Origin of the sequence: Pseudoalteromonas sp. APC 3358, from assembly GCF_030408075.1 — a bacterium.
GTDB classification, from domain to species: Bacteria; Pseudomonadota; Gammaproteobacteria; order Enterobacterales; family Alteromonadaceae; genus Pseudoalteromonas; species Pseudoalteromonas arctica.
The window spans coordinates 126,673-142,937 of sequence record NZ_JASDCE010000012.1; the positions used below are offsets into that span (position 1 = coordinate 126,673).

The 16,265-nt window shown below is 39.5% G+C and carries 13 protein-coding genes; 4 read left to right on the plus strand and 9 right to left on the minus strand.

Annotated elements, in window-relative coordinates; translation table 11 throughout:
• Positions 1-18: 18 nt before the first annotated feature.
• The 7 genes from QL995_RS17245 to QL995_RS17275 form a co-directional block, all read right to left on the minus strand.
• Positions 19-855: a peptidoglycan binding protein CsiV gene (locus QL995_RS17245; RefSeq protein WP_165722269.1), complete on the minus strand. Its 837-nt coding sequence runs from the start codon at positions 853-855 to the stop codon at positions 19-21.
• Complete coding sequence (mfd, locus tag QL995_RS17250; protein ID WP_169060089.1) at positions 855-4,328, minus strand: transcription-repair coupling factor; 3,474 nt, start codon at positions 4,326-4,328, stop codon at positions 855-857. Before mfd ends, QL995_RS17245 begins: the two co-directional genes overlap by 1 nt.
• A 59-nt stretch (positions 4,329-4,387) precedes the next feature.
• Positions 4,388-5,281 carry a carbon-nitrogen hydrolase gene (locus QL995_RS17255; protein ID WP_024608294.1) on the minus strand — a complete coding sequence of 298 codons (894 nt, stop codon included), beginning with the start codon at positions 5,279-5,281 and terminating at the stop codon, positions 4,388-4,390.
• Complete coding sequence (locus QL995_RS17260) at positions 5,278-6,333, minus strand: agmatine deiminase family protein (RefSeq protein ID WP_290294703.1); 1,056 nt, start codon at positions 6,331-6,333, stop codon at positions 5,278-5,280. Before QL995_RS17260 ends, QL995_RS17255 begins: the two co-directional genes overlap by 4 nt.
• Positions 6,334-6,390: 57 nt before the next feature.
• Positions 6,391-6,999 carry a PilZ domain-containing protein gene (locus QL995_RS17265; protein WP_024594380.1) on the minus strand — a complete coding sequence of 203 codons (609 nt, stop codon included), beginning with the start codon at positions 6,997-6,999 and terminating at the stop codon, positions 6,391-6,393.
• Between the two features lie 226 nt (positions 7,000-7,225).
• Positions 7,226-7,993 (minus strand): haloacid dehalogenase type II, encoded by a 768-nt coding sequence (locus QL995_RS17270; RefSeq protein ID WP_010554072.1) that lies wholly within the window; start codon positions 7,991-7,993, stop codon positions 7,226-7,228.
• Positions 7,993-8,643, minus strand: coding sequence for a peroxiredoxin-like family protein (locus QL995_RS17275; protein ID WP_290294704.1), 651 nt, complete (start codon positions 8,641-8,643; stop codon positions 7,993-7,995). The genes QL995_RS17270 and QL995_RS17275 overlap by 1 nt, the downstream gene beginning before the upstream one ends.
• Before the next feature lie 122 nt (positions 8,644-8,765).
• Here QL995_RS17275 and QL995_RS17280 point away from each other — a divergent pair, with 122 nt between their 5' ends.
• A complete protein-coding gene (locus QL995_RS17280) occupies positions 8,766-9,653 on the plus strand; it encodes a LysR family transcriptional regulator (RefSeq protein ID WP_010554074.1) in 888 nt (295 codons plus the stop codon).
• On the opposite strand, the gene QL995_RS17285 is transcribed toward QL995_RS17280, so the two are convergent.
• Positions 9,633-10,148: a DUF2937 family protein gene (locus tag QL995_RS17285; protein ID WP_010554075.1), complete on the minus strand. Its 516-nt coding sequence runs from the start codon at positions 10,146-10,148 to the stop codon at positions 9,633-9,635. The two genes, QL995_RS17280 and QL995_RS17285, sit on opposite strands and share 21 nt — an antisense overlap.
• 374 nt (positions 10,149-10,522) lie before the next feature.
• Between QL995_RS17285 and QL995_RS17290 the strand changes: the two genes are divergently transcribed.
• From QL995_RS17290 to QL995_RS17300, 3 genes are read left to right on the plus strand one after another with little or no spacing between them, the layout of a single operon-like run.
• Positions 10,523-11,089, plus strand: coding sequence for an RNA polymerase sigma factor (locus QL995_RS17290; protein WP_002961494.1), 567 nt, complete (start codon positions 10,523-10,525; stop codon positions 11,087-11,089).
• The gene (locus tag QL995_RS17295) at positions 11,086-12,165 is read left to right on the plus strand and encodes a FecR domain-containing protein (protein ID WP_290294705.1); all 1,080 of its coding nucleotides are present in this window, start codon (positions 11,086-11,088) and stop codon (positions 12,163-12,165) included. Before QL995_RS17290 ends, QL995_RS17295 begins: the two co-directional genes overlap by 4 nt.
• A gap of 9 nt (positions 12,166-12,174) precedes the next feature.
• Complete coding sequence (locus tag QL995_RS17300) at positions 12,175-15,210, plus strand: TonB-dependent receptor (protein ID WP_290294706.1); 3,036 nt, start codon at positions 12,175-12,177, stop codon at positions 15,208-15,210.
• Between the two features lie 244 nt (positions 15,211-15,454).
• Here QL995_RS17300 and QL995_RS17305 read toward each other — a convergent pair whose 3' ends face one another.
• Positions 15,455-15,850: a biopolymer transporter ExbD gene (locus QL995_RS17305; RefSeq protein WP_197151223.1), complete on the minus strand. Its 396-nt coding sequence runs from the start codon at positions 15,848-15,850 to the stop codon at positions 15,455-15,457.
• Between the last annotated feature and the right edge of the window lie 415 nt (positions 15,851-16,265).

Genomic DNA, 16,265 nt, shown 5'->3' on the forward strand with positions numbered 1-16,265 from the left:
GTTATATCCTACTTAGTATTAATGTTTGAATTTTCTGATTTGGACGATCATGCCCATTCGTGGGTGGTCAAAGTAATGTACTTCACCACTTATTACACGTCTAAACTGAGAAAAGCGGGCTGACTCTATATCGCCATTTTCTAGTTTTTGGCTAATATCAAAATTAGCTGTAATGTATAAATAATGTCGTAAGTGTATCTTAAATAAACCGTCTAGTTCCCATTCTGCTTTTGATTGGTTTGGGTCGTTAAACAGTTCAGGTTGTGAGTTTAATAAACTTACAAAATCAGGATTTGAATAGCTAGGGGTTACGTTGGAATCACTTTTAAGGTGTTTACCTGCTATTAAATGCATACTTGGAGCACGCGATTTACTTGCGCCTTCAAAGCGCCAGCCAGTATGTAGAATAGGTGTTAATCCTTTGCGATCTAGCTGTCGGTACTGCGCTTTAAATTGCAGTTGTTCTGGCGCTAATAAATAAGTTTGCTGCATATCATCTTTAGCGGGTGCTAGAGGTGTTACAGGTAGCTCATCGTAGCTTTGTAGGTAGTTTGTACTGTCACCGCATACACCCGATTGTGGGTTTGAATTAACTAATGAGTCGGTAAAAGAGCGTTTTTGAAAACGCTCATCACCATCTATACAGGCTTGCATTGCTTGCTCTGTATAAAGAGGTGTCATTAAATCTAGAGAGTTTTTATCCTCAATAGCTTTGTGCTTAAGTGTAAAATCTTCTTGCAAATACGGAGCAGGGCGCTGCTTAAATACAAGCACCTCAACCTCAAACCAGCGTTCTGCAAATGCAGTGCTGCTAAACAAGCAGCATAAAATAACTAGCGATTTTTTTAGCAACATTAATGGCTAACCTTTTTTTCGAAATCTGCAATCATTGCAGTGACCATTTTTAAGCGTTCGCGAGCGTTAGCTTCACTAATTGCAAAGCGCAGTTTATTTGCGCCATCCATTTTGTACACCTTAGGCGCACTTTGTATCAAACCAATGATGAAGCTAGGGTTAACCTTAGTATCTTGGCTAAACTCAAAGTAACCACCTTTTGGATTTGCCTCAATTTTTGTTATCCCTAAATTACTTGCCTGCATTTTTAATAATTGTAGGCTAAATAGGTTTTTAGCGGCATCAGGCAGTAAACCAAAGCGGTCTATAAGTTCTACCTGTAGTTCATCCATATCATCAAGGTTAGCACAACTAGCAACTCGCTTGTACATACCTAGGCGTGCATTAACATCGTGTATGTAATCATCAGGTAATAGTGCAGCCAGTTTTAAATCTACTTCGGTTTGTTTTTTAAGTAGATTTTCAAGCGTTGGCTCTTTTCCTTCACGTAGCGCATTTACGGCTTGCTCAAGCATTTCCATATATAAACTAAAGCCGATTGTTTGCATTTGACCTGATTGATCGTCGCCAAGTAACTCACCAGCGCCACGAATTTCTAAATCGTGTGTAGCAAGGGCAAAACCCGCGCCTAAATCTTCCAATGATTCGATTGCTTGTAAGCGTTTACTCGCGTCTTTAGAGAGTGCTTTAGGGTCACCTGTGAGTAAATAGGCATACGCTTGATGATGGCTTCGACCAACTCGTCCACGTAATTGGTGTAATTGCGCAAGGCCAAGTTTATCGGCTCTATCCATAATAATGGTGTTGGCTGTTGGTACATCAATACCGGTCTCAATAATCGTGGTACATACCAGCACGTTGTATTTTTGATGATAAAAGTCAGTCATTATTTGCTCAAGCTCTTGCTCGCGCATTTGACCATGGGCTGAGGTGACGCTTGCTTCAGGCACCCATTCACTAATTTCTTGCGCAACACGGTCAATAGTTTCCACATTGTTATGCAAAAAGTAAACTTGGCCACCACGTTTAATTTCACGTAGTACAGCTTCGCGTATTAGTTCTACATCGCGTTGGCGTACAAAGGTTTTTACCGCTAAACGTTTAGCCGGTGGCGTTGCGATTATTGATAAATCGCGCATGCCGCTCATGGCCATGTTAAGTGTACGCGGTATTGGCGTTGCAGTTAGTGTGAGTATGTCTACATCGGCACGCAGGGCTTTAATTTTCTCTTTTTGGCGAACACCAAAGCGATGCTCTTCATCAACAATGAGTAAGCCTAAATCGTTAAATTTAATGTCATGCTGAATAAGTTTATGTGTGCCAATAACTATATCGAGCTTACCGTTTGCCATTTTTTCAAGCGTGTCTTTTTGCTCTTTAGTGGAGTTAAAGCGCGAAAGTACACCAACTTCAATAGGAAAATCAGCAAAACGATCTTTAAAGTTTTCATAGTGCTGCTGAGCCAGCAAGGTGGTAGGCACTAAAATTGCCACTTGTTTATCATCGTTAACCGCTACAAAAGCAGCGCGCATGGCCACTTCTGTTTTACCAAAGCCTACGTCACCACACACTAAGCGGTCCATGGCTTGCTTTGATTGCATATCACCTAACACCGCTTCTATGGCGTTGCGCTGATCGTCAGTTTCTTCAAACGGGAAGCTATCGCTAAATTGGCGATATGCAGGGGCGTCTAGAGTAAACTTATTACCCGGTTTTGCTTGGCGCTGTGCATAAATGTCGAGTAATTCTGCTGCTACATCGCGAACTTTTTCAGCCGCACGTTTTTTTGCTTTTTCCCATGCATCTGAGCCAAGCTTATGTAGCGGGGCGCTGGCTTCTTCACCGCCAGAGTAACGACTAAGCATATGCAATGCAGATACTGGCACGTAAAGTTTAGCTTCACTTGCGTAAGTAATTGTTACAAATTCAGTAACTACACCTGCAGCATCAATTGTTTGCAAACCCTGATAACGGCCAACACCATGATCGAGATGCACAACAGGTTGACCTTCTTTGAGCTCTGCTAAATTACGGATTAGCGCATCTTGGCTGGCTTCGTACTTGTGCTTGCGGCGTCTGCGCTGAGATACTTTTATACCAAGCAGCTCTTGCTCGGTAATAATAGAAAGGCTGGGCTTAGTACCAAGTACGACACTTTGTTCAAGCGGGCTTACTATTAAACCTACATCACTCGCGCTTTTTGTAAATTGTTCGAGTGTTTCAAATTCTTTAAATTTTAAACCGCTTGGTTTTAGAATGCTCAGTAATGATTCGCGACGACCATCGGATTCAACACTGAGTAATATGCGGCCTTTTTTCTTTTTTTGCTCTGCTACATAATTTATAAACGCGGCATAAGGTTCATGCTGCTTATGATCAATTCGAATAGCAGGCAGCTCGCTAACGCTTAAGTTTTTATTGCCCGCTTTAGTACCAAGCTTTGCAAGAGATAAACGAATACGTGCAAAATTGCCTAAATTAGAAAACAGCTCTTCAATAGGCTGATAAAGCGCATTGGGTTCAAGTAATGGACGAAGTGGGTCAACTCTGCGGTTTTCGTAGCGTACATTTACATCGTGCCAAAAGGTGTCTGCCGCGTGCTCTAAATCACCTAGCTGCATAACAGTTGTTGTATCTGGCAAGTAGTCAAAAATAGTCGCTAGCTTTTCAAAAAACAACGGCATGTAGTATTCGATACCAGCAGGCCAGTTACCTTTGCTTACTTGCATGTATACAGAGTCTTGCTGCGAGCTTGCACCAAATTTTTCGCGGTAGCTTATTCTAAAACGTTCAATATCAGCGTCGTTAGTAGGAAATTCATGCGCTGGAAGTAGCTCAATTTTATCTACTTTTTCATCAGAACGCTGCGTTTCTACATCAAATAAGCGAATTGTGTCGAGTTCGTCATCAAAAAAATCGAGTCTAAATGGATGCGGGCTGCCCATTGGATATAAGTCAACGATAGAGCCGCGTATAGCGTATTCGCCGTGCTCCATTACTTGTTGAACATTTAAATAACCAGCTTGCTCTAGGTTGTCACGAAAGTTATGTGTGTCTAGCTTGTCGCCCACTTTAAAGTTTATTGTTGAACCGTAAATAAACGAGGCCGGGGCTGTGCGCAACATTAAGGTAGATACAGGCACAATTAACACACTTTGTTGTTCTTTTTTTAAGGTGTTTAAAGTGGCTAAACGGGCTGAAATAATATCTTGATGGGGAGAAAAGTGATCGTATGGCAGAGTTTCCCAATCAGGAAATACCATTACTGGGTTATCGGGTAATAAATATTCTAATTCTGTTTCAAGGCGCAGTGCGCTTGGTGTATCAGGCGTAACAATCAAGACTAAGTTGTCTTGTTGTTTAACGCCTTCAGCAATGGCAATACTTAAACCACTTCCGCTTAGCTGGCCCCATTGAATTTTATCTTTTTGAGATTTTACCCAAGGCAAGGCTGCCCATTGCTCAAACGCCATTTATTACTCCATTTATAGTTGGCTCTTAGCAAGTAAGAGCCATCTTGAGTTAAGTTTACTTAGTCTCGGTATATTTTTGTTAGGTCTTTATAGTGATCAATTCTACGGTCACGCAAGAAAGGCCAAATACGTCTTACGTTTTCTGAGCGTTTTTGATCAATTTCAACCACTAAAATTTGCTCATCAGTATTATTAGCCTCTGCTAATAATTCACCTTGTGGGCCTGCAATGAACGAATTTCCCCAAAACGCAATACCATCGCTTTGCGCACTTGGGTCACTTTCATGGCCGACACGGTTACAGCTAATTACCGGTACACCATTGGCAACAGCATGGGCACGCTGACTAATAACCCACGCATCTTTTTGACGAGTTTGCTCAGCAATGTCGTCGTTAGGATCCCAACCAATAGCGGTTGGGTAAATTAACACTTCAGCGCCTGCCATTGCCATTAAGCGGGCAGCTTCAGGAAACCATTGATCCCAACATACTAGCACGCCTAATTTACCCACCGAGGTTTGAATAGGCTCAAAACCGATATCACCTGGGGTAAAGTAGAATTTTTCGTAAAAACCAGGGTCATCAGGAATATGCATTTTGCGGTATTTACCCGCAATACTGCCATCTTGTTCTAATACAACCGCGGTGTTGTGATAAAGGCCCGTAGCGCGTTTTTCAAATAAAGAGGCCACAATAACAATGCTTAGCTCTTTAGCAAGCTCACCTAAGGCGTTACTGCTAGGGCCTGGAATGGTTTCGGCTAAATCAAATACGTCAACATTTTCGGTTTGGCAAAAATAGAGGCTTCGGTGTAGCTCTTGAAGTACAACCAGTTTTGCACCTTTTTGAGCGGCTTCACGAATGGCACTCATCGATTTTGCCATATTGTGCTGAGCGTTATCGGTATTGCTTTGTTGCACTAACGCAACGGTTAATTTTGCAGGGCTTGTCATTGTGCTGCTCCAGCTAAAAATCCACGAGGTAATTGCATTGTAATACAGTGCAGGCTGCCAAATTGTTCAATTATTGGTTGGCAATTAACGCCAATAATAGTGTGTTGTGGGTATGCTTTTTGAACTTGTGCTAGAGCACGTTCATCATTGGCATCATTATACGTTGGCACAAGCACAGCATTATTAATAATTAAGTAGTTAGCGTAGGTAGCCGGTAAGCGTGTTTGCTCATCGTCATAAGCGGCTTTTGGCCACGGTAACTCAATTAAGTTATATGGGGTGTTATCGGCAGTTTTAAAGGTTTTTAGTTGTTTTTCCATTGCATCAAGTGCGCTAAAGTGCTCATCAGTTTTATCGTCACACTGTACATATACAAGGGTATTATTTGGAGCAAAGCGGACTAAGGTATCAATGTGGCTGTCGGTGTCATCACCCGCTAAATAGCCATGATCAACCCATAAAAAACGTGTTGCTCCCAAGTGCTCTTTTAAAAGTACTTCTATGTCAGCAGGGTTTAAATCTGGGTTACGGTTTTTGTTAAGCAAACATTCGCTGGTTGTTAGCAACACACCATGCTCGTTTATTTCAATACCGCCACCTTCAAGTACCATATTGAGCGCTTGATATTGGTTGTTTGTGCTACTTAGCTCTTTTACCAAAGTACGATTAATTTGATTGTCTAATGCGCTTTCAAATTTATTGCCCCAACCATTAAAAGTAAAATCATATACTTTTAGTTGCTCTGGTGAATCAATAGCAGCGCAAGTAAGCGGGCCATGATCGCGCGCCCAGGTATCGTTGGTAGGCGTTACTACAAAATGAACACGATTAAGAGAGATGTTAGCGCTATTTAGCAATGCTGTAATATGCATTTTTAAGGCACTGTTATGCGCCACAATAACAAGCTGTTGCTGCGTTGTTATATGCTTAGCAAGCTCAATATATACAGGTTCTACACGTGCTAAATTATTAGCCCAATCTGTGTCTTTATGAGGCCATGTAAGCATAACAGCGTCTTGCTCGGCCCATTCTGGTAAAAGTCTAAAGTTCATGAATTTTATATACTAATTAAGATGACGCTAGTTTAGCATTTTACATAAAGATGTCAGCTAATTATCACTGTTTAGATCGGCTTGGTTTTGATCAAGTTCTTGACGTTTTTTAAGTTGGCGGGTTTGAGCATGTAAACTTGCTCTAACAATAAGTTCTTGGTCAGTGGTTCTAATTGCGGTAAAGAGTAGGGTGTATTGATAATGCTCGCTATCTTGTTTTTCTACTGCCACAACTTCGGTGTAACAATAAACCGCAGAGGCTTCGTGGTGCAAAAACAGTTTTGTTCTAAATGCTTGGCCAATTGAGTGTACTTCGGGTGATGTAAAGCGAATACCGCCACCGCCGTAGCTATCACATTGTATTGCATTATCTTGGGCTTGTTCTGAGGCCAAAATATGGCTCATTATTAAATCTATTTTACGTGACTGCGCTTGTAAAAATGTAGCTAGCTCTTGTGCTATATCGCCTAGGTTACGCAGTGGTCGTAACGAGCTTTGCTCAAGTTCACTTACTTCATTTGCTAATCTAAATAGTGGGGGGATATCGTCTTCTAGCTCAAGCTGCGATTTAGGAACTTGTCCGTTCGATACGGCGAATAAATTCACTCTTATACTTTCATTAATTTGAAAGTACTGCTCAAACTCACCTAATCTTTCACTATTCATTATGTTCTCCACCACGTATTTATTTAATAGTAGCGTTGTGAGTACTAAATTGCTAGCAGATAAAGTAACTCATAGCGGGCTAAATGCTTTGTTTACATTCAATTTTTTAACATGTTTTTTATGAAAATAAATACACTAAAATTCTAAATTATTAGGGTTAGGTATAAAAAAGCGGCCAATGTCATCCTAACATTGACCGCTTGGGTATTGATTCATCAGCGCATACTTATTTAAGTAGAGCGGCTAATTCATGTAAATCTTTCACAACGTGATCTGGTTTTTTAGCTAATGGATAAAGTGCTTTACCTGGGCGTGCAATGAAAGTGGTTTGTAAGCCCGCTTCTTTTGCGCCAGCAACATCCCAGCCATGAGCTGCAACCATCATTGCTTCATTTGGTGCTACATTTAGCTTTTTAAGTACCCATTCATAAGCACGTAAGTCTGGTTTGTAAATTTTAATATCTTCAATGCTGTAACGTGCATCAAAGTAAGACATTAAACCAGCGCTTTCAAACTGTGCCTTTACACCTTTATTTGAAGAATTTGTAAGGCTTACTAATTTATAGCCCTGTGCTCTAAGTTTTGCCAGTCCTTCTTTAACATCACTGTGTGGAGGAAGCGTTAAAAGAGGCGTAACAATAGCTGTTTTAGCTTGTTCACTTGTAATATCAATATTGTTGTTTTGAGCAACCATAAGGAGTGACGCCACACCGATTTGCCCAAAGTCGTGATAACTACCGCTTACTGTATCTACTAATGAATGGTGCAACATAGTTGAAAACCACAGTGGTAATAAATCTTCACGTCCGCCTAGTGCTTTACCAATAGAGGTACGCATTGACGTTAAATCAAGTAGGGTTTCGTTTACATCAAAAATAAGCACTTTGGGCTTTGTTTGTTCTTTTGGTTCATCAGCGACTGCATAACCAGATACAAGGCTTGTGCCTACAAGTAGTGAAAGAGTAAGTGTTTTTAACGATTTTAAGATAGACATTAGTTATTCTCCGATTCAAGTGCTGCCATAACATCAGTAGGTTCTGCGCGTAGGGTGTAGTCTTCGTTTAAAAATGCGTATGTAATAACACCTTCTTGGTTTATCACATAAGTAGCCGGTAGCGGCAATTTAAAGCTTTTATCGCCATAGTAGTGTTCAAAATCAATACCAAATTGTGTGTACAACGCTTGAATACGCTCATCAAGTGTAAACAATAAACCAAATTGCTCAGCTACTTTATTACTAACATCTGAAAGCACGTCAAACTCAAGATCGTTTTTTTGTGCAGTTGAGAGAGTTTCATCAGGCAGTTGTGGTGATATTGCGACTAACTGAGCATTTTGAGTTTTAAATCGCGGTAAGTAGTCATTAAGTGCTTTTAGCTCTAAATTACAATATGGGCACCAGCCACCACGATAAAAGCTAATAATTACCGGGCCTTTTTTTAATAAATCCGCAAGCTCAATGTTTTCGCCTTTATGATTGGCTAGGCTGAAGTTTTCTACTTTTTGACCAATTTGCAACGCATTGTCTTTAATATGCTGTGCAATAAGCTCTTCGTTTGTAGTGTTCATTAATGCTAAAACGTCAGCCGGTAACTTGGCATCTTTTTGTACGTTATAGGCATCTATTTGCGCTTTTAAACTCATGATTGAACCTCAATAATTAGACTATTTGCAATTATAGTGTTTTACATATTTAAATAAACATTGCAAAACTGAAAGCTTCATTCGAAAATGTTAAACATTGAAAAGTGCACAATGGCATCTTTATGTATAATTTAAGCGACCTAGAAACATTTATAGCAGTAGTTGAAAATAAAGGGGTGCTTGCTGCTGCGCGAGAGCAGCGTTTATCGCCTGCAACGGTAAGCCATCGCTTAAGTAAATTAGAACGTGAGCTTGCAACAGTACTTGTTTTTAGAGATAGCCGACGAGTACGGTTATCTCCCGCAGGTGAAATATTTTATACGCGAGTTGGCGCTATAATGGAGGCGTTGCACGACGCTGAGCATAGTATTGGTGCGCGTAGTTCATCGGTGAGTGGTTTATTACGCGTGACTATGCCCCCTTGGATTTTTTCAAAATACGTAATGCCCAGGCTTAACGAGTTAGAGCAGGCCTATCCTGAACTAAAACTTGATTTTTTAATTACTGATCATTTTGTAAATGTGGTTGATGACGCACAAGATGTGGCAATTCGTGTAGGACAATTAAATGATTCCGGTTTACTGTCACGAAAAATAGTAAACAACAAACGTATACTTTGCGCAGCTCCTAGCTACATAAAAAAATATGGCATGCCTAAGAGCTTAGCTCAATTGAGCGAACACTATTGGGTTTGCCTGCCGTGGCAGCGCCAATTAAAGCTTTTTGATGAACAAGGTAAAACACATACTTTTAATGCAAGAACACGCTTTACTATTTCTAATTCCGACAATATGACTCAAGCAGCCATTGCAGGTCATGGCATTGCAATTAAATCAATGATAGCTATTTATGAAGATATTAAAAATGGCATTTTAGTTGAAGTTATGCCCGGCGTAATGGCACAAGATGATGCACCAGTTTGGTTTTTGCGTCCGCAAAATAGCTTAACTACCCGCAAAACCGATGTATTTTATGACTTTATGAAATCACTATTTTTGAGCTGCGAATAAGCGTTTAAATGAGCGTTTTACTCCAGTTAAAAACAAATAACCAGTAAGCTCGGCAAGTAGGGCAACTATAATAGCTGCAATAATAGCGGCTATAATAGAGTCTTTTTTTAAAATGATTTGACCTTCGAAGCGTTGCCACACTTGTTGCTTTACATCGCTCATGCCACTGATCATAGTAAAAATATATGGAGATTGCGCAAACCTATTTACAGCGATTTGTAAGTCTTGTTGTCGTGTGTAAAGTGTACTGATATTACTTGCACCTTTATTCACAATCCCATCATCAATATTTTTATAGTGTTTAATTAGCTTATTTAAATCATTATTAAAATACTTAGCTGCATCGCTTTTAAAAGGCGCAATGGCATTATTAGCTTCAATTAATTGGGCTGATAATGCTTGGCCAAAATCGCTTACAAATGCAGGAATTTGCACTCCAAGTAGTAAACCGAATGCAAAGAAACTAAGTCGGATATAATCTAAAAATTTACTCATTTATCTTCCTATCCATTTAAATAACCCAGAATTAACATTTGAGCTTGTTTTTATATCAAAAACTCGTAATCTAATGGGGCGTGTTGACCTTTGTGGATTGAAATTTGTTCAATCTAGGGTCGATTTAATCGCGGCGCGAGGTTTGTAACCTAGCGGGCTAAGTCAAAACCGAGCAACAAAGAGTTAATCGTCCCTAGATCGAGCTCAAAGGGCAGCGCATGTTTGGTATTTATGCTGCGTTATCACCTATTTATGGGGAATAACCACACTACATAGGCTCTGCCTTGCCTAAATACCAAACGTACTGCTGCAAATTCAACCACGAAAGGCCAAAACGCCCTAATAATAAAAATAACAACAGGTGGATGTTAAGGATGACGAAAAAAGTAAAATTCACGTCAACATTTGTTGATATATCTAAACAGCTCAAACGTTTTGTATCGCGCATTGTTCAACCCGACGATGTAGAAGATATTGTGCAAGAAACTTTTGTAAAAAGCTACGAAGCTGATTTAAAGCAAGATATACAGTTTACCCGCAGTTACATGCTTAAAACAGCAAAACACCTAGCACTTAACCATATAGCTAAGTGGGACAACAAATTTAATGATTCGTTAGAAAACGATAACGAATTACCCGTATTACTTAAATCAATGAAGCTTGAGGATGAATATACATCTAAAGAGCGCTTTTTACTTTTTTGTAGAGCTACTGAGCAACTAAGCTCATCGATTCGTAAATGCTTTATATTAAAAAAAGTTTACGGCATGAGCCAAAAAGAGATCGCAGACCAAATGCAGTTAAGCCAAAGCACTGTTGAAAAACACATTGCCAAAGGGTTGTTACAAACCATGTTGTACATGCGTGAACATGAGCAAAGCCCTCAAACAAACCCTAAAGCTCAAGCACACCCTATCTCAGTTAAGAGGGTCGCAGAATGAGTAATGTTCATCAATTTAATTCAAAAGATTTAATTTTAGAAAAGTCATGTGATTGGATAAGCGCGATTGATCGTGGTTTAACTGATGATGAAAAAGAGCAATTTAAATTATGGATGATGCAAAGCATCGCCCATCAAGACTCTATATACGAGCTTGCTCAGCTTTGGGATGAGCTTTCGGTATTAAACGAATTAAGTCATTTATTTCCTCAGCGCAACAATACTAAAGCATCAAAAAATAAGTGGATGTTTTCTTACTCAATTGCAGCGAGTTTATTTGCAGCACTAATGGTATGCAGCTACTTATTAATTAATTTAGAAAATGGCTATAACCAAGAGCTTGCAAAAGTTAATTACACTAAAATTTACAAAACAAAAGTAGGCGAGCAAGCAACGTATGTGTTGCCAGATGGCACTATAGTGCAGCTTAATACTAATAGCTTACTAGAAGTTGCTTATAGCAAAGGCCGCAGGCAGTTGTTACTTAGTCGAGGAGAAGGGCGTTTTAATGTAGCAAAAGATGCCACGCGTCCGTTTAGTGTTATGGCCGGCGACAAAAGCTTTACCGCACTCGGTACCGTGTTTAATGTACAGCGTAATACCTCATCAGATTTAGAGCTTGTTGTTACCGAAGGCAAAGTGATGATCACCGACCCTAGTGTAGCGGTTGATGCAAATGACTTTAAAGATTATCAGCTTGCAGATAACAGCACGCAAAAAATTCGTCTAATTAATGCCAATATTGTTACCTCAGGCGAAAAAGTAATTATAGAGCAGAGTGTTACAAAGCCAATTACCCAGCTTTCAATGAACGACGTACAACGCGATTTGGCATGGCAAAATGGCATGCTTATTTTTAATGGAGAAGAGCTAAGCGATGCTTTAAATGAAGTAAGTCGCTATACCGCCACACGTTTTGAGCTTTCATCAGCCGAGCTTGCCAGTATTAAAGTAGCTGGGGTATTTAAAGCGGGTGACGTTGAAGGTTTACTAGAAAGTTTACAAACTAATTTTTCGATTGATCATGAGCGTTTAGGTGAGCATGTAGTAACGCTAAAACACTATACAGAATCATAAGTAGACGTTATGCAAATCAAACTAATGTTAGATAAAGTTGCATCAATAAAGATTGAACGTAAAAAAAATATTAAAAAAAAGAAACAAAACCATAGAGGATTTTTGTTTGTCAGCTGTTTATATAAGTTGCGCAGTAACCAAACGCATTTATTGAGTGGATTTAGTGTGCTTGTACCGGCTATTTTTAGCTTGAGTGTACAAGCAGCAACTCAAACCACTGGGCAAATGGTGCAATTTGATATAAAAGCGCAGCGAGCAGACAAAGCCTTAATTGAATATGCTAAACAAACAGAGCAAACCGTGGTGTTTTCTTATGAGTTGGCAAAGCAGTATGACGCAAATTCAGTTTATGGATTTTACACTCAGCTAGATGCTCTAGAGGCATTATTAGGTGGGACTGAACTCGATGCGGTTGTTGATCAAAATGGTTTACTGAGTATAAAACTCAAACAAATCAACAGGAATGATAACAACATGATGAAGCTTTCAGCGGTCAGTGCAGCAGTATTACCAGCTTTACTTGCAGTAAATTCGCAAGGTGTAAACGCAGCAGAAGAAGTCGCTCAAGAAAAAATTGAAAAAATTGCTATTGTCGGTAGCCGTGTAGCAGGACGTTCAGTTGAAGATTTACCCGTTCCAGTAGATATCTTAAGTGCAGAAGCGCTTGAAAATACGGGCCAAACAGAAGTTGGTCGTATGCTACAGTCTATCGCCCCTTCATTTAACTTTTCAAGCTCTGCAATTAGTGACGGTACTGATGCTTTAAGACCTGCGACACTTCGCGGTTTGGGCCCCGATCAAACATTGGTGTTAATTAACGGCAAACGTCGTCACCAAGCAAGTATTATTCATATTAATGGCTCTGTTGGGCGTGGTACCGCAGGTACTGACATGAATGCAATTCCAGCCTCTGCAATTAAACGCATTGAAGTATTACGTGATGGCGCTGCTGCTCAGTATGGTTCTGATGCAATTGCAGGTGTTATTAATATTGTGCTTAAAGATGGTAGCGAAGGTGGCAAAGCGGCTATTAACTACGGTCAATATTCTGAAGGCGATGGCGAAACCATTAACCTTGATTTTAATAAAGGCTTTGCGCTAGGTGATGACGGTTATTTAAATACAACTATCAATTACCGTGACCGTGCACCGACTAACCGTGCAGGTTTACATGGCTCTTGTCAGTTTTATGGTTGTACAGAACTAAGTGACGGCACTTTACTTGCTGGCGATCCGCGTGAGCTGACAGCCGATCGTGATACATTCAGAATTGGTGATGCTGATTCTCAGCAGTTTGGTTTAACAATTAATACCGGTTACGAGTTAGGTGATGGCGAGCTTTACGGCTTTATTACTTACTCAACACGTGAAAATGAGTCGGCTGCATTTTTCCGTCATAATGCAAATTCAGGTGGTAACCCAGTACTACAAGATAATGATGCGACGATTCCGCTAGGTTTCTTACCAAAAATTAATACAACTATCGACGATATCTCGTACAACTTTGGTTATAAAACTGAGTTTGATAACGATGCAAGCCTTGATTTATCATACACCTATGGTGAAAACAGCATTGATTACACGACAAGTGACACTATCAATGCCTCATACGCTAACTTTTTACGTTATGACCAAGGTTTAAGTGCTGCTGATATTCGTACAACTATCCCACGTGAAGCGTACGCTTACGGCATGGAATTATCACTGCAAACAATCAATATTGATTTTACGCAAAACTTTGATGATTATTCTTTAGCAATGGGTGCAGAAATCCGTACTGACGAATATCGCATTTTAGAAGGTAATGAGTACGCATACCGCGATTACGATACAACCAACGGTGTAAGTATTTACAACGGCTTAAGTGGTGGTGTTGGTTCTGAAGATGCATCAGGTGGTTCACAAGGTTTTGGTGGTTCAGCTCCTGCGTCATCAGTTGATGAATCGCGTGATGTAATTTCATTTTACATAGATGCAGAAGCTTATGTGATTGAAGATGTAATTTTATCGGGTGCACTTCGCTACGATAACTACAAAGGCTTTGGTGATACAGTAAACTTTAAGCTTGCTGGTAACTGGTCTGTAACCGACGATATTTCACTACGTGGTGCATTAAGCTCAGGTTTTAGAGCGCCTTCAATGCAGCAGCTTTACTTTAATAACGTAAGTACGCAATTTGTTGTTGGTACTAATGGTAATTTAGTTGCAGAAGAGGTTGGTACATTTAGAAATGATTCAACACTTGCGCAAAGCTTAGGTATTCCAAAGCTTAAAGAAGAAAAATCACAAAACCGTAGTTTAGGTATTGTATATAACGTTACAGATAATATTAATGTAACCGTTGATTACTACTCAATTGATATTGACGACCGTATTGTAATTAGTGACCGCTTAGGTAAAGGTTTATCTACAAGCCTTGATGCTGCACTAAATAGTGCGGGTGCTGGCGTAGGTCAGTTCTTCTTAAATGGTGCTGATACAGAAACTCGTGGTGTTGATTTTGTAGCAACGTGGAACACTGAAGGTTTAGGCGGCACGCTTGATTTTACACTTGCAGCTAACTTTACTAAAACAGATGTTGTATCGTTATTTTCGCCTGCTGGCTCAAGCCTTGAGACAGTAAACGTAGAAGATATATTTTCAGCTGAAGACATCTCTATTATTGAAGAGTGGCAACCAGAGGATCGTATTAACTTAAGTGCGCTTTATCAACGTGACGATTGGACAGTTAACCTGTCTCTTAATCGCTTTGGTGAGTACACAGTAGAAGATGGTGGTCGTCAAACGTATGGCGCAGAAATTTTAACTGACGTTAAAGTTAACTACTTCGTTACTGAAGATTTGTCGGTAAATATTGGTGCAAATAACTTGTTTGATGTTTACCCAGATAAAAACGAAATAGGTAACTCTCGCTCAGGTACTATTGTGGATGCTAGTGGCAACACAGTAATAAGTAGCTCAGGTGTGTTTGACTACTCACGTCGTTCTGCTCCATTTGGATTTAACGGAGCTTACTACTACGTAGGCGCAGAATACCGTTTTTAATTACTAACCTGAACTCTGGTTAAGATATTTAAACTTTGATTTCTCTAGCCAGAGATTTTCAGTGAAAACAAGGCGAATTTATGCGTCAATAGCTGGCCTATTGCAATTAAATTCAACGCAGTTAACGCTGACAATAGCTGCTAGAGATAGATTTATTAGCCAGAATTTAGGTTAAGTAACCTCCCTTTCGTTATTTAACTCAAAGGGCCGTAAGGCCCTTTTTTTAGTTTTATATTGGGCTGTTTTATTTAGAAATCAAACTTATTGAATAATCATCGTATTGCTTAATATTATTCATTACACTCATTAAAGTATTATGTGTACTGTTTTCGTCTGCGGTTATAAGTACCGAACTTATTTCATATTTAGCCGCGAACATCGCTAAATTAGTCGCAACTTGCTCTAAATCAATTAACCTCCCTGAAAAATATATTCCGTTACTTTCATCAATTCTAAATAAAGCATTTTTAACAGGCTTATCTATTTGAGGGCTGTCGAGTGGTCGGTTTAATTCAATAGCCACAGGTTTTACAAAAGATGTAGTTACAATAAAGAAAATTAGTAATATGAACACTATGTCTAACATCGAGGTCATATCTACATCAGCATTATTTTGCAGTTTAGTTAGTTTACTTTTCATATTGGACCTTATTTTTAATTAAATGCTGCGGCGCCACAGCAAGGTTTTAGGTACCTACTAACAAAATTAGCACAGCAAAAATAAAGCGTGGTTAAATAAATATTCTAATAACATTAAATATTTGTATTCATTATGTATTTAAAATGTGGCGAAATAAGGTGGTGTTTGTACCAATTTGCTTATATATGGGGTCTATTTAACATCGTTATAGTGTGATTTAATTCGTTAAATTGCTTAAAGATTTATGCAGATTGGTATTAGAGGCAATAAAAAACCCAGCGCTAGGCTTAACACCACTCGTTTAAGAACGAGTGGTGTTTTTTCGTTTATACCTAACTGGATATTTTTGTGTCTTTGCGAGCACCGTTCGCGGATAAGCTTTTCGCTTTCTTTTCTCCGGTAATATTAGCCGTTT